Annotated in this window: 16 protein-coding genes; 2 read left to right on the forward strand and 14 right to left on the reverse strand. The window is 33.7% G+C overall.

The window, feature by feature from the left end; all coding sequences use genetic code 11:
* Nucleotides 1-2: 2 nt before the first annotated feature.
* The 10 genes from OD803_RS05200 to lysA all read right to left on the reverse strand — a co-directional run bounded on the left by OD803_RS05200 (nucleotide 3) and on the right by lysA (nucleotide 9,597).
* The gene (locus OD803_RS05200; protein ID WP_262732606.1) at nucleotides 3-1,406 is read right to left on the reverse strand and encodes a vWA domain-containing protein; all 1,404 of its coding nucleotides are present in this window, start codon (nucleotides 1,404-1,406) and stop codon (nucleotides 3-5) included.
* A gap of 193 nt (nucleotides 1,407-1,599) precedes the next feature.
* Nucleotides 1,600-2,934: an MFS transporter gene (locus OD803_RS05205; RefSeq protein ID WP_262732607.1), complete on the reverse strand. Its 1,335-nt coding sequence runs from the start codon at nucleotides 2,932-2,934 to the stop codon at nucleotides 1,600-1,602.
* A gap of 31 nt (nucleotides 2,935-2,965) precedes the next feature.
* Nucleotides 2,966-3,220 carry a lactate/malate family dehydrogenase gene (locus OD803_RS05210; RefSeq protein ID WP_262732608.1) on the reverse strand — a complete coding sequence of 85 codons (255 nt, stop codon included), beginning with the start codon at nucleotides 3,218-3,220 and terminating at the stop codon, nucleotides 2,966-2,968.
* On the reverse strand, nucleotides 3,177-3,635 hold the full coding sequence (locus OD803_RS05215; RefSeq protein WP_262732609.1) for a hypothetical protein: 459 nt from the start codon (nucleotides 3,633-3,635) through the stop codon (nucleotides 3,177-3,179). Before OD803_RS05215 ends, OD803_RS05210 begins: the two co-directional genes overlap by 44 nt.
* Nucleotides 3,636-3,777: 142 nt before the next feature.
* Nucleotides 3,778-4,296: a nuclear transport factor 2 family protein gene (locus OD803_RS05220; protein WP_262732610.1), complete on the reverse strand. Its 519-nt coding sequence runs from the start codon at nucleotides 4,294-4,296 to the stop codon at nucleotides 3,778-3,780.
* 11 nt (nucleotides 4,297-4,307) lie between these two features.
* Nucleotides 4,308-5,084, reverse strand: a complete 777-nt coding sequence (locus OD803_RS05225; protein WP_131507780.1) for a hypothetical protein — start codon at nucleotides 5,082-5,084, stop codon at nucleotides 4,308-4,310.
* Nucleotides 5,085-5,101: 17 nt separating this feature from the next.
* Nucleotides 5,102-5,533 (reverse strand): hypothetical protein, encoded by a 432-nt coding sequence (locus OD803_RS05230; protein ID WP_262732611.1) that lies wholly within the window; start codon nucleotides 5,531-5,533, stop codon nucleotides 5,102-5,104.
* 148 nt (nucleotides 5,534-5,681) lie between these two features.
* Nucleotides 5,682-6,422, reverse strand: coding sequence for a LytR/AlgR family response regulator transcription factor (locus OD803_RS05235; RefSeq protein WP_262732612.1), 741 nt, complete (start codon nucleotides 6,420-6,422; stop codon nucleotides 5,682-5,684).
* The gene (locus OD803_RS05240; RefSeq protein WP_262732613.1) at nucleotides 6,422-8,305 is read right to left on the reverse strand and encodes a sensor histidine kinase; all 1,884 of its coding nucleotides are present in this window, start codon (nucleotides 8,303-8,305) and stop codon (nucleotides 6,422-6,424) included. Before OD803_RS05240 ends, OD803_RS05235 begins: the two co-directional genes overlap by 1 nt.
* An 86-nt stretch (nucleotides 8,306-8,391) precedes the next feature.
* Nucleotides 8,392-9,597, reverse strand: coding sequence for a diaminopimelate decarboxylase (gene lysA / locus OD803_RS05245; protein WP_262732614.1), 1,206 nt, complete (start codon nucleotides 9,595-9,597; stop codon nucleotides 8,392-8,394).
* Nucleotides 9,598-9,835: 238 nt separating this feature from the next.
* On the opposite strand from lysA, the gene sucC reads away from it, so the two are divergent.
* The gene (gene sucC / locus OD803_RS05250; RefSeq protein WP_131507770.1) at nucleotides 9,836-11,026 is read left to right on the forward strand and encodes an ADP-forming succinate--CoA ligase subunit beta; all 1,191 of its coding nucleotides are present in this window, start codon (nucleotides 9,836-9,838) and stop codon (nucleotides 11,024-11,026) included.
* Nucleotides 11,027-11,073: 47 nt separating this feature from the next.
* On the opposite strand, the gene OD803_RS05255 is transcribed toward sucC, so the two are convergent.
* Entirely contained in the window at nucleotides 11,074-11,331 is a 258-nt protein-coding gene (locus OD803_RS05255; RefSeq protein ID WP_129761633.1) for a DUF1456 family protein, read from the reverse strand.
* 315 nt (nucleotides 11,332-11,646) lie between these two features.
* Here OD803_RS05255 and OD803_RS05260 point away from each other — a divergent pair, with 315 nt between their 5' ends.
* Nucleotides 11,647-12,048 (forward strand): TerB family tellurite resistance protein, encoded by a 402-nt coding sequence (locus OD803_RS05260; protein WP_129761634.1) that lies wholly within the window; start codon nucleotides 11,647-11,649, stop codon nucleotides 12,046-12,048.
* Between the two features lie 42 nt (nucleotides 12,049-12,090).
* Here the strand turns inward: OD803_RS05260 and uvrB are convergent, their stop codons facing one another.
* The 3 genes from uvrB to OD803_RS05275 all read right to left on the reverse strand — a co-directional run bounded on the left by uvrB (nucleotide 12,091) and on the right by OD803_RS05275 (nucleotide 19,012).
* Nucleotides 12,091-14,097, reverse strand: coding sequence for an excinuclease ABC subunit UvrB (uvrB, locus tag OD803_RS05265; protein WP_262732615.1), 2,007 nt, complete (start codon nucleotides 14,095-14,097; stop codon nucleotides 12,091-12,093).
* 35 nt (nucleotides 14,098-14,132) lie between these two features.
* On the reverse strand, nucleotides 14,133-16,601 hold the full coding sequence (locus OD803_RS05270; RefSeq protein WP_262732616.1) for a T9SS type B sorting domain-containing protein: 2,469 nt from the start codon (nucleotides 16,599-16,601) through the stop codon (nucleotides 14,133-14,135).
* Nucleotides 16,602-16,669: 68 nt separating this feature from the next.
* Nucleotides 16,670-19,012: a choice-of-anchor L domain-containing protein gene (locus tag OD803_RS05275; RefSeq protein WP_262732617.1), complete on the reverse strand. Its 2,343-nt coding sequence runs from the start codon at nucleotides 19,010-19,012 to the stop codon at nucleotides 16,670-16,672.
* Nucleotides 19,013-19,177 lie beyond the last annotated feature (165 nt).

Genomic DNA, 19,177 nt, shown 5'->3' on the forward strand with positions numbered 1-19,177 from the left:
AATTAATAGGTTATTGTTTTAGTAACAGTTTCGCCTTTTTTCACTTCAATTGTAAATGTTTCGGTTTTTCCTTTATGCACTCCAAGGGTTACAACTTTAACTTTATAAGTTCCTGTGCTTAATAAAAATTCTCTAGGGTTGCTACTGCTAGATGTATAGGTTCTTGAGGCTGTCACATTTTTATTGGCATCTACTTCATGGAAGTTAACAGTAGCATCAATTAATTCGCCACTTGAAGTTTGTACACCAACCATCACTTTTCCAGTGTCAAAATTATGGGTTATTGGAGTTGTGGTGTTCGATTTTACTTCAACATTATCTATCTCAAAGTAGGTGTTGATACCTTTCATTACAAGGCCCTGAAAAGTAACTTTATATTTTCCAGCTGGTACTTCCATGGTTTTAGAACGACCATAAGTTCGAGTATTAGAGGCTACTTTCCCATTTGAGTCAAACATTTTTACCACAGCATCCCAACCTTCGCCATTATTAGTAGCTGTAACTTCTAGTGTGCCTCCATCAAAACTGATTGTTTCGTGTTTTGTTTCCCCTTCTTTGATCTCAACTGTAATTGAAGTTCCAGGAATGTCTGAACCTTCAAGAGGTCTAATGGCAATGTCGTATTTTCCAGGAGGTAAATGTACCCAAGCGGAATCTCGATAAGTTCTTGATCCATCAACAGCTTCATTGGTTCCAGCTTCTGTTGCTTTTACCCATGCATCTACAGGTTCTCCGTTTTTTGTTGCATAAATAGAAAAATTGCCTTCGGGTTTATCTACTGTTGCTGATGTTGCTTCAGTAAGACCTTCTCCTAATGCACTAGCGTTTGAAGCGTCATAATACTTTCCGCCTCCAGCATCAGCAGCACATTTAAGCTGTTCGGTTTCATTTTCTTTTAAACCAAAACCAACAATGTGCAATTTAAAATCAATGCCACTTGCTTTAGCTTGTGCTACAATATCACAGAGATTGCCATCACACGACTCAATTCCATCGGTCACTAAGATTATAGTGGCTTTTACGTTGTTTTCTTTTAAAGAGTTTATAGCTAAAGTTACAGATCGTTCTAATGGTGTTTTCCCTAAGGGATTAATAGTTTTTACAGTTTCAGTGATTTTTGATTTAGAAGTATTGGTTATGTCTGCCATGTACTCAATATCATCACAGTCACCTTTGGTTCTATGTCCATAAGCAATAAGCCCAACATGTTGGTTTTCGGGTAGGTTGTTTACGGTTGTTGACATTACTTCGGAAGCAATTTCTTTTTTGGTTTTTCCATCAAGTTGTCCCCACATTGAACCACTTGCGTCGTAAATAAATAAAATTGGCGAAGGAGCTTTTTGTTCTTGTGAATAGGTTTGAATAACGAATCCAAACAAAGAGAAAAGAATAACTAAACGTTTCATTTTTAAAAAATTTAATAAGAAGTAGATGAATCTCTTAAAAGTAAAATGGGAACGGGTTAAATTGTTGCGTTTTAAAATAAGCATAAAAGTCTTTTAAATGAGTGCTATTAATCAAAAGACTTGAGGAACAATTGTTTATAAATATAGTGTTTTGTTTGATTAGTTTTAACTTTTGAATAAAATCAATTTATGTTTAATCGCTATAACTAATGTTTATGTTTTTAAAGCTTTTTACTTTTTCTTGATGTTTTTTAAAGTTGGTAAATTTCAAAATTACAATAGTAAGTAATGGGATAAGAGCGATTAGTAAAAATAGAACTTCCCAACTAAAATAAGATTTAAGCATTCCCAATAGAGCAGCACCTGTAGATCTTCCTAAGTTGGAAATAGTCATGTATAAAGTAAATTGACTGGCTGCTACGGTTTTCCAGCAAAGATGCATTGCTGCAGCAAAAATAGCTATGGTTAAAGAAACATATAAACAACCGTAAAGAAACATAAAACCATAAACAACTATTTTACTACTCCATGAATTTACTAAGAAAGAAAAGATAAGTATTGAAATGATTATCAAAATAAGATAGTGGTTAATCATTTTTAATTTTCCATGTTTATCCACCAAATAACCACCAATAAACATCCCAACAATACCAGAAATAATATTGACTGTTGAGAAAACTTGAGAAAAACTCGTGTTAGTCCAACCTAACTCTTGTACCGTAAAAATCGGAAATAAGGCATCTACCACGCCAAACAAATTACTGACTACAAATACAGCTATTAAAAACAACATACTTGTAGGCTGTTTTACCACTTTAAGTAAGTTACTCAATAGTTGTTTCCAATTTTTACTTTGTTTATTTAGAGATTCTGAAGATATTTTGCCTTTAGTCCATGGTAGTAGTTTTTCACCAGGTCGCTCTTTTATGAAAATAGGAACTAAAATTATTAATGCTACAGTAATAGCTACTGAAGAAATAGCTAATGAAAACCCAATAGTATTAATCAAGAATGTACCAACTAGTAATGATAGGGAAGTACCTATTATCTTCGTTCCCCACATAAGCCCATTAGCCCTTGCTTGTTCTTTGACAGGAACCATATCTATAGCCATACCATCGGTTGCGACATCTTGAAAAGCACCAAAAAAGTTGACGCAGAATCCTGCAACCATAAGTCCTGTTATGTTATTAAGAGGGTCAGGTACAACACCATAAGCCAAAAAACTTAAGATTAACCCTAATTGCCCTAAAATTACCCAAGGTCGTTTTCTGCCCATGCTTAAAAATGTGTAACGATCCATTAGAGGTGCAACCACTATTTTAAAACTCCATGGAATTAAAGCAATACTTATAAAAGTGGCAATTTCAGCTGGAGATTTTCCATTCATAGCTAACCAAGCAGGTATGGCATAAAATGTAATGCCTTCTGGAATTCCCTGCGCCAAATACAATATCGAAAACGAAACATATCTCGTAATGACATTGTTACTTAGGGTTTTATGTGGTTTTATATTTTGTGATTTCATTCTTCAGGTATTAACAGTTAAAAACCCTAGATTAAATGTTGGTAGGATCTATGAATATCACCACATCGCAATCTTTGGTAAAATTTTTCAATTCAGATTTTATTGATGAATCTAGTTCACAGACATAAAGATTTTCGGCATGTTCTAGTTCCATTAAATGATGATAGTTTTCTTTCTTTTTAATGTCTAAAGTTGAAATTTTCACATCAAAATTTTGATTTAAAAATAGGGATACAACATTGTCATCTATGTATCCTGAACCACCTATGATACCTACTATTTTCATGTTGGGTTATTTGGTTTAATGTCCTACTTTTTTTAATCCAAAGATGTTCAAAACTTGTAGAGATGTAATCGCATTCTGTTGGTTGACGACCTGATAAAATACCTGAAGCTATTATTTTATTTTCACTAACAATTTTTAACTCTAGATTAGTAATTTCAATTTGTGTCCATTGGTTGATTAAAACAGCTTCAAGCGTTATAAAGTTTCTATTGTTTAAGCTTACAGTCTCAGTTCTCGACAATTCCCAATCCATTAACTGCTCTAAGGTCTTTAAAGATGTTGACGTCAGTTTGTTATCTTGTACTAAACTGTAATACAATGTTATGGAGTTTAGGTCTTGATTGTTTATTGTTGATTGAGAAACCCCAAAGTTTGATAGTAACAGTAAAGCTGAGTATAGAATTATTTTACCCATGATTTTGTATTACTTAAGGTAGATGCAATGGTTATAAGATTAGCTCTATAAATATTTAACACTAAACTTTAATGATGTTTTACTTATAACCATTGATTTAGTCATCTCCACCAAAACTAAAATCTACCTTTTTGTGAGTTGGTTATTTAGAAGCTTCGGCTTCTTGTTGCGACAATTCTTTTTTACTAGCTTCAATAGCTTGAAGTTCTAAGATAACCTCTGTTGGATCCCAGTAACCTAATTGTCTTACAATTTTACCATCAGCAAACCTATAGGTAAGATGAACAGGCATTGTAATTTCTTTACCAGTTTCTTTCATTGTACCTTTCCATTCTAGCCAACAGTTTACCCAAGTTTCGCCATCGTCAGTTACTACCATTTCATATTCTGGATCATTGTCGGTAAACCCTCTGCTAGAGTAGTAATTTTCATTAACTTTATGAAACGACATAGTTTCTTCTACAGTCATAAACTTATCAGAGTTGAAGTAAGTTTTACAAGTGTCAGCATAAAAGCTGGTATCATAATTCTTGGCATTGTATTGCTGTATCGCTTTTTTTACTGTTTCAATTTCAGGCGACTGTTGTGTATAGCGTTTGCTTTGCTCTTGGCAAGCTGTAAATAAAACTAGTACAATACTTAAAATAAATAGCTTTTTCATTGGTTTAGGTTTTATTGTTTACTGTAGCTTAAATCAGGTCGCATCCAGCCAGATATTTCACTGTAACTTGAAATAAGACTATTTAAATTGTCAAAAAGCGGTCTAGCTTCTTCACCTAAGAGTTTCCAATTGTCTTCAGAAACTTGTTCATAATCCAAAGCGCTTTTAGCTGAAATAACCACAACAAATCTATCTCCAACATGCCCAAAACCGTTTTGGTAAATGCGATAGTGCATTTTGGAATTTTTTTGTGCAAACAAATCTTTAATAGCTTTTATTGCTTCTCTGGTTTTACTTACGTTTTTGGCTGCAACATCCATAAAAATCCATCTTCTGTAGTTTTGCCCTTCTTGAGTTGTACTCATCCCATCTGGCATGTAAGACAGGTTTTCATTTAGTAATGTAATGTAGCTACCGTGTTTGTCGTAGCATTCGTTAAAACGCTCAAAGTAAGAGGTGAATTTTTCTTCACCTACGGTTTTAGCAAAATCTTCCATTGGATCTTCATCTAAATCTGCAAATTTTTCAACAGGAGTAATAGTTAAAAATGTACCATCATCCATTTGTGCAACACTCCAGGATTCTGAAAAATTGTGCTTTTCACAAAGCGCTTTAAACTCTTTAGAAACTTCAATATAGTCATTGTGCTTTGAGGGTTTTACTTGATCTTCATGAACAAGATAAGCTTGTACTTGAGCTACTGTTACTAAAGGCAATACAAGTAGAGCCAAAAGCAATAGTTTAGATTTCAATGTGTTTGAGGCACTGATTGTTTTTAAAATTTTCATGATTAATAGTGTTTGAATTATTTTTTGTCTAATTGAGGTAACCCTGAAAACAGTTCGTCTGTATGCATTAAAAAGTATTTATCAAACTTTTTGAAAAATGCATCTCTATCATTTTCAGTTTTCCAAGCAGAATTAATTAACTCTCCTTGCTTTACACTTGCAGCTTCAACATCATTCCAGTTGGCATACTCTGTAACGAATACTAAATCTCTAGAATCGCTACCTGAAAGATGTCTCATTGCACGCTCGCTTATGATTTTGTCATTAGGTAGAACAACCTTTTTTTGGAACTCTTCTAATAATGAAGCTAATTCGGCTTGTGAGCCATTTTCTGGAATTGTAATTTTCCAAGTGGTAACTGTAAATACAGTATTGTATTGAGCACTTGCGTTTGTTGGTGCAAGTATTAATAATAAAGCTAATACTAACGTAGTTTTTAAAATTTTCATGATTAATAGTTTTAATGGTTAATTAATAGTGATTTATTTTTGATTTGGTATCTAAATAACTAATAATCAATGATTGAAAGAAGTGGTTTAGGACGAATGGATATAAATACTGTCCGAAGGGTAGGTTATAGTTTTCTAAGTGGGAAGATTAAATAGTATGTAGCCTTTTTAGTAATTCTTCTTTTAAAGTTTTACTAACAGGAATCGCTTTTTTAGCAATAACCACATGGCTTGTGGCAACTTCATCTATGTGCGAAATATTAATGATAAACGATCTGTGAATACGTAAAAAATGCATTTCTGGAAGTTTTTCGTCTAAATCCTTTAAAGTGATAACCAATAGATACTCTTTGCTTTTGGAGTGAATCCTACAATAGTTGCGTTCGGCTTCTATGTAAAGAATGTCTTTAATATCCACCTTTACCATTTTTTCATGATGACGTACAAATATAGAATCGCTTAAAATAAAAGGAGAAGGGTTGTCTTCTACAGTTTTTGTAGCGTTGTGTTTAAGGTCTTGTTTAGCAATTACAAGTTCAATAGCATGCTGAAGGTCTAGTTTTTTAAAAGGTTTTGATATAAACGCATGAGGATTGGTAGCTTTTGCTTTATTAAAATGAGCATCATCAGCATTTGCTGTAAGGTAAATGATTGGGATATCAAACTCTTTTTGAATCAGTTTTACGGTTTCTACGCCATCGAGAGCTCCTTTTAAGTTAATGTCCATTAAAATAATATCAGGAGTGTCTTGTCTTACATTAATAATAGCTTCTTCACCACGAGGAATAACACCAGTAACTTCATAACCCAAAGAAGAGAGTTGTAACGAAATATTAGCTCCAATAACCATTTCGTCTTCTACAATTAATATTTTTGATGGTTGCGACATTAGGCTGACGTATTAAGTTTGAATTGAAATAAAACTGCTGTTCCTTTATCAATGATTTCTTGCATTTTTCCATTAAGTTGAAGTGTTAATAATTGAATAAGCTGTGAGCCAAATCCTGTGCCTTTTGCTGGTGCATTTTTTACTTTGCCAATGCCATTATCCTCTACTTTTAATGTAAGCGTAGCATCGTTATTTTTTTTAAGGCTAATGTTTATAATTCCTTTTGTGTCATCAGGAAAAGCATATTTTATTGCATTTGTAAGTAGTTCATTTACTATAAGGCCAATAGGTACAGCTGTGTCTACATCAAGTTCTAGATTTTCCATAGCACATTCTATTTTTACTTTGTTTTCAGCATTAAAAGAGTCTAAAATACCATCGCCTAAGTTTATAAAATAGTCTTTCATTTCTATGGCTCCTAAGTTTTCGCCTTGATAGAGTTTTTGATGGATAATTCCCATAGATTGCACTCTGTTTTGGCTCGCTATCATAGCTTCTTTAGTTGCTGAATCATTTAATTGCGCAGATTGCAAACTGATAAGGCTTTTAACCATCTCGAGATTGTTTTTTACACGATGGTGAATTTCCCTAAGTAGTAATTCGTTTTGTTTGTTTTTGGTGTCGAGTTCTTTATTTAAGATTTGAAGTTCTTGATTTCGCTTTTGACGTTTTCGGTAATTGTAAAACAACCCAAAGAGGATAAATGCTAATAAACTAGCAAGTATAATGTAGAGTATTTGTGTGCGTTTTTGTTGCGCTATTTTTTCATCCTGAAAATAGATAGTCGCATTTTTTTGACCTGTTTCATATTTTGCCTGTGCTTCAGACTCTAACCCAAAAATGACATTGTCTTTAAATTCTTCTAAAGTTTGAGCATATAAATGATGGTAATGCAATGCAGATTCGTAGTCACCTAATGACTCGTAAATGTTAGATACATGCATATAGTTTTCCCAAAGATTTCTAACTCTACCTGTTTTTTTTATAAGCTCAATGGCTTTGAGGTTATATGGCAATGCTTCTTGATATTTACCTTGCATATAATACACATGACCAGTATTTGCAAGTGATGGGATGAGATAACGCTCTAAACCTAGTTTTGTTGAATTGTCATAATTAGCTTGATAATCTGCAATAGCTTCATCATAGCGTTCCATGTATTTGTAAATATTTCCTCGCCAGTTTACTGAAGCCATCATAGGAATTCCGTATTCGTTTAATTCCTTGTATAAGTCAATTGAAGTGTTAATGCTTTCAAGTGCTTCTTCTAGGTTTGAAGTAGAAAATAATTGATCAAACGCCTTAAAACGATAGGTTTCGGCTAGTTCAATTTTAGTGTCGTCAAGCTGTTCTAATATTGCAATGGCTTTGTCACACCATTCAACACCTTCAGCATAACTACGTTCGTAATATTTTAGGTCGCAAATAGCTGCATAGCATTGCGCAATCCCTTTTTTATTGTTTGTTTTCTCATATAACTCCAGAGCTTCATAGGTTTTTTTTGTTGCCTGAGCATAATCAGCTTTTACCATTAAAAGTTCTTTGTGTTTTAGATATACATTGGCTAAAGCATTGTTGTTGTTTTGTTGAGTATAGATGTCTTTAGCTTTTTCAAGATAAATAAAAGCCGAATCCAGTTTAGAATAGTCTTTATGATAGGTGATTAAAAAGCTGTATGATTTGGCAAGTGCATCAGAATTTTTGGTAGTGTTTGATAGTGCAATGGCTTTATGCGCATTTTTTGAAATATGCGTAGAATCTTTTGAATTATGGATGTGATTATCTAACCAATTGAGCAGCGAATCTAATTTTTTAGAATTAGAATGTTGTGCAGAACAGGTGATTGCAAATAGTAATGCAAAAAAAATGGTTAGTTGTTTCATAAGCCTTAAATAAGCTATTAATTAAGACTTTAGGGTAAGCTAAAGGTAGTGAAAATAGATTTTATTTACTAAAATCTATTTATAGTTTATAATTCTATCTCTACCTGATTTTTTAAAATGTCCTCAAAAGTTTCTCGTTTTCTAATCAATTGCGCTTGTCCTTTGTGCCATAATACTTCAGCAGGACGATAACGTGAGTTGTAGTTTGAAGACATAGAGTAGCAGTAGGCTCCAGCGTTTTTAAACGCAAGAATATCACCTTCAGCAATTTCATTTATTCGTCTGTTATTGGCAAAGGTGTCGGTTTCACAAATGTAACCTACAACCGAGTAAAAGCGTTCTCTTCCTTTTGGGTTCGAAATATTGACTATTTCGTGCTGAGAACCATAAAGCATTGGTCTTATTAAATGATTAAAACCAGAGTCTATTTGAGCAAAAACCGTTGAGGTAGTTTGTTTAACTACATTTACTTTAGCTAAAAAGTAACCAGCTTCACTCACTAAAAATTTTCCTGGTTCAAAAGCTAAAGTGAGCTCTTTACCATATTCTTTGCAAAAGGTATTAAATCGTTTCGTTAGTTTTTTACCAAACTCTTCAATGTTGGTTTCAATGTCACCTTCTTTATAAGGAACTTTAAATCCTGAACCAAAATCTAAAAATTCTAAGTTTTTAAAATGTTTAGCTGTGTCAAATAATATTTCGCTGGCATATAAAAACACATCAATATCCAAAATATCACTACCTGTGTGCATGTGAATACCATTGATGGTCATTTTGGTATTTTCTACAATACGAAGTATATGAGGGATTTGGTGAATGGAAATACCAAACTTACTATCAATATGTCCAACGGAAATGTTAGTGTTTCCACCAGCCATGACATGCGGATTTATTCTAATGCAAACAGGAACTTTAGGATACTTTGTCCCAAACTGCTCTAAAATAGAAAGGTTGTCAATATTTATTTGCACACCAAGTTTTGATGCAGTTTCAATTTCTTCTAGTGATACACCATTAGGCGTATAAATAATAGTTTCAGGTGAAAAACCAGCAGCTAAACCTAATTGTACTTCTTGAATAGAAACAGTATCGAGTCCTGAACCTAATCCTTTTAATAATTTTAATACTGAAATGTTTGACAATGCTTTAGCAGCATAATTGATTTTAAGATGTTTTACTTTATTAAAAGCATTGGTTAATCTCTTGTATTGAGAGGTTATTTTTTCAGAATCATATACATAAACAGGACTCCCGAATTCTTGAGCGATATTAAGTAGTTGCTTTTCTAACATTATATTGGTGCAAATTTTTTTCCAAAGGTATTTTATTCCCTTTAAATTGAAATTTAAGATTTAAAATATCACACAATTTAAACATTGTGTTAAATAATTAACAAATAATTTTTGTCTAGAATAAAAGACTTTTGTGACTGTATTTTTTTAGAGGATTAAAATTTCAATTATCGAGTAAATATTAGGGTAAGTAATCTCTATTAATTACATTTGTGCCACTTAAACTTTATAGCGAATTATGAATTTACACGAATATCAAGGAAAAGACATATTAGCAGGTTTTGGAGTTCGCGTACAACGTGGTATTGTAGCCCAAAACGCTCAAGAAGCAGTAGCTGCTGCTAAGCAATTAACTGAAGAAACTGGAACAGGTTGGCATGTTATAAAAGCTCAAGTTCATGCAGGTGGACGCGGAAAAGGAGGAGGAGTTAAACTAGCCAAAAACCTTCAAGAAGTAGAAAGTATAGCAGGTCAAATCATAGGAATGAATTTGGTTACACCTCAAACTTCTGCTGAAGGTAAAAAAGTACACCAAGTGTTAGTTGCTGAGGATGTGTATTATCCAGGTGATAGTGAACCAGACGAATTTTACATGTCTGTGCTTTTAAATCGTGGTACAGGTAAAAATATGATTATGTATTCTACTGAAGGTGGAATGGATATTGAAACTGTTGCTGAAGAAACACCACACTTAATTTTTCATGAAGAAGTTGATCCTGCTGTAGGTTTAATGCCTTTTCAAGCAAGACGTATTGCATTTAACTTAGGGTTGAGTGGAGTAGCTTTTAAAGAAATGACAAAATTTGTTTCTTCATTATATACTGCTTATGTGAAGTCTGATTCTTCTCTTTTTGAGATTAATCCTGTTTTAAAAACAAGTGATGACAAAATTATGGCTGTTGATGCTAAAGTGACTATTGATGACAATGCACTTTACCGTCACAAAGACTATATAGATTTAAGAGATTTACGCGAAGAAAACCCTATTGAAGTTGAAGCTAAAGAAGTTGGACTTAACTATGTTGACCTTGACGGAAACGTTGGTTGTATGGTAAATGGAGCTGGTTTAGCAATGGCAACTATGGATTTAATTAAGCAAGCAGGTGGAGAGCCAGCTAACTTCTTAGACGTTGGTGGTACTGCTGATGCTGCTCGTGTAGAGGCTGCGTTTAAAATTATCTTAAAAGATCCTAATGTAAAAGCTATTTTAATTAACATCTTTGGTGGTATTGTTCGTTGTGATCGTGTTGCACAAGGTGTAATTGATGCCTATAAAAACATGGGAACTATAAATGTGCCAATTATTGTACGTTTACAAGGTACTAATGCTGATATTGCTAAAGAATTAATTGATAATTCAGGATTAGATGTACTAAGTGCTACTGAGTTCCAAGAAGCTGCAGATAAAGTACAGCAGGTATTGGCTTAATAATATAATAAATACAAAACAGATAAGAGAGTTGAAGCTTTAAAGTTTCAACTCTTTTTTTGTGGTTTATTTGAATTTTCCTTTTTAGGCATCGGACCACGTAAATGAATGATAAGGCCATTTAAAAAGTTACGTAAAATTTGGTCGCCACATTCCATATATTTAGGATGGTCTTCTTTTCTGAAAAAAGCACCAAGTTCACTTTTTGAAATTCTAAAATCAACCAAAGCTAAAATTTCAACAATTTCATCGTCTCTTAATTTATGAGCTACTCGTAATTTTTTAAATATATCGTTGTTTGTCATAGTCTGTTAACTTAATTGAGAGGGTGATTTTTCTATGAATTTTTTGAAAGCATTAATAAAAAACCAAAGTACAATAAATTTAACGATTTCCTAATGTGCATTTCATCGAACTTGTTTTTTTAAGTCTATAAAATCGACGAAATGCGCACATGTTGTTAATGTATTGATTTTCAGTTATTTGGATAAAATAAATGTACGAACGTAAGAAAACTACGATGAATGACATCTTTTTTTTCGATAAGCGACGAAATATCGACGACAATAAAAGTATTTATCTATTTAACTTTATAAAAAGTAATAATTACTCCCTCAGGTATGATAAATCGTGTTGAAAAGTTGAGTCTGTTATCCGAGATGATAGCATTCGCTATGAAAGATGAGAATATTAAATCCATTGAATACAATTTTCTTTTAGGCATCGCTAAACAATTAGAAATATCTAAAGAAGATTTTGATTATTTATTTAAGTCTCCAGTACATTATGTGCATTTAAAATCGCACAGCGAACGCATTGTACAATTCCATAGATTGGTGTTGTTAATGAATTTGGATAAAGAATTTACTTCCAAAGAACTTGTTAGGTTACATAATTTTGGATTGAGAATGGGCTTAAGCCATGAATCTATAAATCGAGTGTTGGATTTAATGGAAAGTTTCCCAAACAAAATTGTACCACCAGATTTTTTAATTGACATCTTTAAAGTACAATATAATTAGATTTGTAAGCAGTTAGCAGTTGTTCTAAATGTTAAACACAAATCACTTTACTTTTAGTTTTTCTAACTTCTCTTGATAGACTTTAATTTCATCCCTTAATTGAGCAGCAACAATAAAGTCCAATGCTTTGGCAGCTTGTTCCATTGATTTACGTTTTTCGCGTATTTTCTTTTCTAATTCACCTTTTGTTAAATATTCATTTTCAGGTTCTGCAGCTTTTAAAGCTTCTAGTTCATAGCTATAAGTACTCACTGAGTTTTTTGCTAAGGCATTATCCAAACTTTTGTTTAATGCTTTTGGTGTAATATTGTTAGCTGTGTTATAAGCAATTTGTTTTTCACGTCTGTAATTAGTTTCATCAATGGTTTTTTGCATGCTATTGGTAATTTTATCAGCATACATAATGGCTTTACCGTTAAGGTTACGCGCAGCTCTACCAACAGTTTGTGTTAATGAACGTGCTGAACGTAAAAATCCTTCTTTATCAGCATCTAAAATAGCAACTAAAGACACTTCGGGTAAATCTAACCCTTCACGAAGCAAGTTGACACCTACAAGTACATCAAACAAGCCTTTTCTTAAATCTTGCATAATCTCCACACGCTCTAATGTATCTACATCACTATGAATATAACGACAACGAATTTGTATGCGCTCCAGATATTTGGTAAGCTCTTCAGCCATACGCTTGGTAAGTGTAGTAACAAGTGTGCGCTCATCTTTTTCAACACGTTGCTGAATTTCTTCTATTAAATCATCAATTTGATTTAAACTCGGTCTAACTTCAATTTCAGGGTCTAATAGACCTGTAGGTCTAATCACTTGCTCTACATAAATACCATCGGATTTTTGAAGTTCATAATCTGCAGGAGTTGCACTTACATAAATTACTTGGTTTTGTAAAGCTTCAAATTCTTCAAACTTTAAAGGTCTATTATCCATAGCTGCAGGCAACCTGAAACCGTATTCAACCAGATTTTCTTTTCGGCTTCTGTCGCCTCCATACATAGCATGGACTTGCGATATGGTTACATGACTTTCATCCACAACCATAAGAAAATCATCAGGGAAATAATCTAGCAAACAGAACGGTCGCGTTCCTGGAGCTCTACCATCTAAGTATCTCGAATAGTTTTCAATACCTGAGCAATACCCAAGTTCGCGAATCATTTCAAGGTCAAATTCGGTACGTTCTTTAAGACGTTTGGCTTCCAAATGTTTACCAATTTCTTTGAAATAATCATGTTGTTTTACTAAATCATCTTGAATGTCTTTTATTGCATTTTGTAAGACTTCAGGAGAAGTCACAAACATATTTGCAGGATAGATGTTGAGCTTTTCATAACGTTCAATAATTTCATTGCTCATTGGGTTGAACGCTTCAATCTCTTCAATTTCGTCTCCAAAAAAATGAATTCTGAATGCATTATCAGCATAACCAGGGAAAATATCTACTGTATCACCTTTTATTCTGAAATTACCATGGTTAAAATCGGCTTCAGTACGCGAATACAAACTCTGCACAAGTTGATGGAGCAGTTTGGTTCGGGAAATGGTTTGGTCAACTTCAATAGAAATTACATTCTTTTGAAATTCAATTGGGTTTCCAATACCATACAAGCAAGACACTGAAGCAACTACCAAAACATCTCTACGACCAGACAGCAGAGAAGAGGTTGTACTTAAACGCATCTTCTCAATTTCTTCGTTTATTGATAAGTCCTTTTCAATGTAAACACCAGATACAGGAATGTAAGCTTCTGGTTGGTAGTAGTCATAATAAGACACAAAATACTCTACAGCATTGTCAGGAAAAAACTGCTTGAACTCACTGTATAATTGTGCTGCTAATGTTTTGTTGTGAGCCAACACCAAAGTTGGTCTTTGCACTTCTTGAACAACATTGGCAACAGTAAATGTCTTACCTGAACCTGTAACACCAAGAAGCGTTTGGTATTTTTCATTACTCTCTATACCAGTAGCTAATTGTTTTATAGCTTTAGGTTGGTCTCCTGTAGGCTTAAATTCTGACTCTATCTTAAATCGCATAACACAAATTTACGATAAAGATTGCGAGTATTCAACTACCGTTTTAATGTAAAATGACCTCTAAGCTCTTGGTTGTTATGCAAAGTAATAAGATACCAATAGTCATTAGATTCTAGATTGTTACCATTGTAAGTTCCATCCCAACCATAAGAGTTTGGAGAAAGCTGTTTAAGTAGTTTTCCGTATCTATTGAATATAAAAATTTCTTTTACACTATTGTTTGGGTCATATACCATCCAAGTGTCATTGAAGCCATCACTATTTGGAGTGAAAAATTTAGGGATATGTAAACTTGTTTGAATTAAGAATTGTAAAGATTTTATAACGCATCCATTTGCATCTTGAACAAAAAGAGTATGGAAACCTTCGCTTAGATTATTAAATATAGTACTCGTTTGGAAATTGGAATTATCAATAGCAAACTCATAATTAATACTAGAGTCGTCCATAACAACAGTAATGTTATTAGAGTCAATGATAATATTTGTGGAGTCTAAACTAAAATCGATTGCTGGGTATATGGTAATCTCAAAACTACTTTCGTTAGAGCAGGTATTTGGAGCAGTACCAACTTCATTGTAAATATAGATAGTTTGGTTAGTGGTGATGTTGTCACCAGCATTAAGCATTGTTCCTGTTCCGTTAGTTGCTGTGTAATAGTTTCCGTTTGTAAGTGTTGGCAATGTGTATTCGGAGCAAACGTCAACATCAGGAAGTGTGTCAACGCTAGGAGTTCCTATAATGGTTATTTCAAAACTACTTTCGTTAGAGCAGTTGTTTGGAGCAGTACCAACTTCATTGTAAATATAAATAGTTTGGTTAGTGGTTATGTTGTCACCAGCATTAAGCTGTGTTCCTGTTCCGTTAGTTGCTGTGTAATAGTTTCCGTTGGTAAGTGTTGGCAATGTGTATTCGGTACAAACGTCAACATCAGGAAGTGAGTCAACGCTAGGTGTTCCAGTAATGGTTATTTCAAAACTACTTTCGTTAGAGCAGTTGTTTGGAGCAGTGCCAACTTCATTGTAAATATAAATAGTTTGGTTAGTGGTTATGTTGTCACCAGCATTAAGCTGTGTTCCTGTTCCGTTAGTTGCTGTGTAATAGTTTCCGTTGGTAAGTGTTGGCAATGTGTATTCGGTACAAACGTCAACATCAGGAAGTGAGTCAACGCTAGGTGTTCCAGTAATGGTTATTTCAAAACTACTTTCGTTAGAGCAGTTGTTTGGAGCAGTGCCAACTTCATTGTAAATATAAATAGTTTGGTTAGTGTTTATGTTGTCACCAGCATTAAGCTGTGTTCCTGTTCCGTTAGTTGCTGTGTAATAGTTTCCATTGGTAAGTGTTGGTAATGTGTATTCGGTACAAACGTCAACATCAGGAAGTGTGTCGACTTCTGGTGTATCTATAGTAATTTGAGCAGCATTGGTAATTAATGTACATGAGTTGTAAGTGACTTCACAATAGTACTGATTACCATTAAAACTTAGAGGGACATTTGTAATATCTAGCCAACTATTTTGTGGGTTAGAATAAGGACTGGTATTAGGAACATCTACCCAGTTTCCTGACGTATCTAGGACTTTCCATTGGTACTGAAAAATACTGTTGTTTAAAGATGTGGAAAAAGTTATCATTCCATTTTCACAAATTGTTTGTGAGATAGGATCGGTAATTTCAGGAATAGTATTGTTAGCAGTATCAGTGTGGGTATTTAAATTACTACAGTCTTCAAAAGTACTAATGCTCCAATCACTAACATTATAAGTATCCAAAGGAGCAGTAGCGTTTGCATTTCTAATTATAGTGTAACCTCTTTCATCAATAGCTTCAACGACATCAATTACAGTACTGTTTTTTACGAGTTTAATTTCATCATTATCATTAATACCAGCAGCAACAGCATCTCCAATAGGAAATCCACTACATGTATTACCTGTGCTTCCCATTACAATCATGTATGTGCTTTGTGGTGCAATAGTTCCTGTTAGTGGAATAATTGCGCTTGGAGTAGCATCACCAATATCGCCAAAACGTTGTAATTCGTAAACACCATTTAAGTTAATTACAGTGTTGGTAGGGTTATAAAGTTCTACAGCACCATAGCTTCCTGTTTCGGAGTCATAAACCTCAGAAATGTAAACTTCTCCAATACTACAGGAGTCTTCTAAAACGGTAAAACTGTTTGCGGAAGTACCAGAACAAGCTCCAGTTGTTAAAACAGTAATAGCTGAACTTTCAGCTCCTTGAGGAATAGTGACTAACAATTCATTATTACTAACAATTGTAAAACTAGTACTGACGCCATCTATATTAACTGATGCTGTGTTTTCAAAATTACTTCCTACTAATGTAACTTGAGTATTAACTGGACCTTGAGAAGGACTAAAGGAATTAATAACAGGACTTGGACAGTAAAAAGTAGAATTAGAATTGCTTTTTGATGAAGCTTTTACTGTAAAAGAATAAGCCATTACAGCAAAGCAAATAAATAGGAGCTTTTTCATTTAATATTTTTGAACGAGCAAAAGTAATAAATGTAAGTTGATTCTTTTGTTAAGTTAGGGTTATCTAATTACCTAAGCAATGCAAAATGTCCTCGGTAAGTTCTTCCGTCTGGTAAAGTCACAAGATACCAATAGTCGTCACTTGGTAAAGCCTTACCTTTAAAAGTACCATCCCAACCATTAGTAAGGTGATTTCTTGAAGCCAATAACTTACCATAGCGATTAAATATTTTTATATCAATACCTCGGTTAAATTGCTCATTGGTTCCATATACTTTCCATGTGTCTTTAATTGTGTCACCATTTGGTGAGAAAAATTTAGGAAAACCAAGTACTGAAATAAGTTGTTCAGCAACTCCACAATCATTTTTGTCTTTAACATAAACTGTGTGAAATCCAGGAAGAACATCATAAAATACAGATTCGTCTTGATAAGCACCATTATCTAAAGCATATTCATACATGCCTTCACCACTAACGGTTACAGATATTGTATTGTTAAATGTGCCTTCTTCAATAGTAATATTTTCTATGGTAGCTATGTTTGAAGCTTCAACCGTAATGGTTCTTGAAGCAGAGCATCCATTAGGGTCAGTTACAATAACAGTGTACGTGCCAACTTCGTTAATGTTGTTAAAAGAGGTATTTACTGTTGTTGAATTTCCATTAAATAACCATTCATAATAGTAGTTACTTGGAGAATCGTTAAGAACACCTCCATATAATGTTAAAGTTTCAGGATAGGTGTTGAGGCAGTAAATAAACGTTTCGTCTTCTAAAAGGGTAGGCGTATAAAGTACTTCTAAAGCTACAGTGCCAATGCTATAACATTGGTTGTTGGCTGTTGTTACTTTAACAAAAAGCGTTTGATTGTATGCTGTACTATTTTGATAAGGGGAGCTCAACGCATTGGTTTCACTAAAGGCATTAGCTTCAGTTTCGTAGTATTGAACTGTTGCTCCAGTTGGAATTTGATCTTCAAAGGAGGTTGAAATTTCGGTTAAATCAAATTCTCCAAAGCCATCAATGACTTCGCCATCACAAGCTTCGGCATTAGGTATAGATAAGGTGTTATTGGATATTTGTAATTCTACAGCAGCAATGTTAGAGCATCGGTTTTCATTTTCTACACGAGCATAAACTGTTTGAAAAGGATTACTATTTTGAAAATTGCTGGCATTTGGTATTTCGTTGACCTCATTGAGCGCATCATTTTCCGAAAGGTAAAAATTAGTAACAAGAAGTGAAGCGTCATTATTAGTAACATCTTGTGAGGCATCAAACAAGTTGTAATAAGTAATACCATCTTGATTTTGGTCACATTCAATTAATACCGAATCAAAAACTATTGGGTTGGGTGAGTATTCAACAACCACTTCACCATAAGAAATACAACTATTAGCCAATCCTACTTCTACTGTGTATGTACCTGGTTGAGAAACAGTATATGTTCCACAGGTTCCACAACCTGTTTGAGCACCTTGAACTAATATACCATCTCTATACCACTCGTAGGTGTTTTGTCCATTTTGGTAAGCATTTAATTCTAAGGTTTCTCCTTCACAAACAGCATTGTTGTTGGCTAATAATCTGTCAGGACCTAAGTTTGTTGAAAGCTCAAAACTTCCAGCTTCTAAAAATACAGCAGAGTCGTACCTGTAGTTTTGCTCGTCGGCAATGACAAGTTTTACATGATACGTTTCATTAGGAACTATGTCAGCAGTTGCAGTTAAAACAGTAGTTTGACCATTAAAATTGATAGGAGTGTTAGCACCATTCCAACTTCCAAAATACGTTTCGTTAATAGGAGCGCAACTTCCAGGAATTCCTGAATGTACTGTAGTTACTTTTACAGGCGTTTGCGTGTTAGGTATTAGAGCAATGTTAGTATATTGTTGTTGGTTTGCAGGTTTGATTAAAAACCCAAACAAATCTGAATACTGACAGGTATTAGAGTTGCCTTCTTGGTATTCTTCTGAAGCAAATAAGTATCTAAAACTTACTTGTGAAGCTACTGAAGAAAATTCAAATTCAATAATAGTAGCATTAGTAGTGTTAGACTCGTTTAATGCATTTTCAAGGTCAGAATCTCCAAGCCAGTTTGGAGCATCATCATCACTTAATGAAGTGTTAGGTCCAGGTACATTTGATAAACGTCCTGTACTAAGCACAATACCACTTTGTAAGGGGAAAGTTGTACCAGCAGCATCGAAATAGCCGTAACTTTGGTCGGTGTTTCCAAAATCGCCACCAGAAACATTGGTCACCACAACGTTATCAATACAGTTGCTGTCAATTAGAATGTCTTCAATGAGTTGTTGAGGTGTATAGGTTTGACTGTCTACCTGAATGTTTTGGCCATAGGTAAACGTACACATACACAACAATACTATAATAACTACTTTGTTCATTTGCAATTTTTCCGATTGCAAAGATACATAATGCTTTAATGTATTTCGTTGAAGAAATGTTAAAGAAAGGAATGTGATATAGAGAGCTGAAATTCTTATATTTAGAAGGATTTAATGATAAATATGAGAATTCAACAATTGAGGTATAGAATTATATGTGTTTTA

Source organism: Gaetbulibacter sp. NE (assembly GCF_025548475.1).
Lineage (GTDB): Bacteria > Bacteroidota > Bacteroidia > Flavobacteriales > Flavobacteriaceae > Gaetbulibacter_B > Gaetbulibacter_B jejuensis.

What these genes read in the sequence shown, in the direction of transcription:
- uvrB (WP_262732615.1), bottom strand. Translation starts at nt 14,097, where the DNA reads ATGCGATTTAAGATAGAGTCAGAATTTAAGCCTACAGGAGACCAACCT.
- OD803_RS05205 (WP_262732607.1), bottom strand. Translation starts at nt 2,934, where the DNA reads ATGAAATCACAAAATATAAAACCACATAAAACCCTAAGTAACAATGTC.
- OD803_RS05210 (WP_262732608.1), bottom strand. Translation starts at nt 3,220, where the DNA reads ATGAAAATAGTAGGTATCATAGGTGGTTCAGGATACATAGATGACAAT.
- OD803_RS05275 (WP_262732617.1), bottom strand. Translation starts at nt 19,012, where the DNA reads ATGAACAAAGTAGTTATTATAGTATTGTTGTGTATGTGTACGTTTACC.
- OD803_RS05235 (WP_262732612.1), bottom strand. Translation starts at nt 6,422, where the DNA reads ATGTCGCAACCATCAAAAATATTAATTGTAGAAGACGAAATGGTTATT.
- OD803_RS05230 (WP_262732611.1), bottom strand. Translation starts at nt 5,533, where the DNA reads ATGAAAATTTTAAAAACTACGTTAGTATTAGCTTTATTATTAATACTT.
- OD803_RS05225 (WP_131507780.1), bottom strand. Translation starts at nt 5,084, where the DNA reads ATGAAAATTTTAAAAACAATCAGTGCCTCAAACACATTGAAATCTAAA.
- OD803_RS05220 (WP_262732610.1), bottom strand. Translation starts at nt 4,296, where the DNA reads ATGAAAAAGCTATTTATTTTAAGTATTGTACTAGTTTTATTTACAGCT.
- OD803_RS05215 (WP_262732609.1), bottom strand. Translation starts at nt 3,635, where the DNA reads ATGGGTAAAATAATTCTATACTCAGCTTTACTGTTACTATCAAACTTT.
- OD803_RS05200 (WP_262732606.1), bottom strand. Translation starts at nt 1,406, where the DNA reads ATGAAACGTTTAGTTATTCTTTTCTCTTTGTTTGGATTCGTTATTCAA.
- OD803_RS05260 (WP_129761634.1), top strand. Translation starts at nt 11,647, where the DNA reads ATGATAAATCGTGTTGAAAAGTTGAGTCTGTTATCCGAGATGATAGCA.
- OD803_RS05270 (WP_262732616.1), bottom strand. Translation starts at nt 16,601, where the DNA reads ATGAAAAAGCTCCTATTTATTTGCTTTGCTGTAATGGCTTATTCTTTT.
- OD803_RS05240 (WP_262732613.1), bottom strand. Translation starts at nt 8,305, where the DNA reads ATGAAACAACTAACCATTTTTTTTGCATTACTATTTGCAATCACCTGT.
- sucC (WP_131507770.1), top strand. Translation starts at nt 9,836, where the DNA reads ATGAATTTACACGAATATCAAGGAAAAGACATATTAGCAGGTTTTGGA.
- OD803_RS05255 (WP_129761633.1), bottom strand. Translation starts at nt 11,331, where the DNA reads ATGACAAACAACGATATATTTAAAAAATTACGAGTAGCTCATAAATTA.
- lysA (WP_262732614.1), bottom strand. Translation starts at nt 9,597, where the DNA reads ATGTTAGAAAAGCAACTACTTAATATCGCTCAAGAATTCGGGAGTCCT.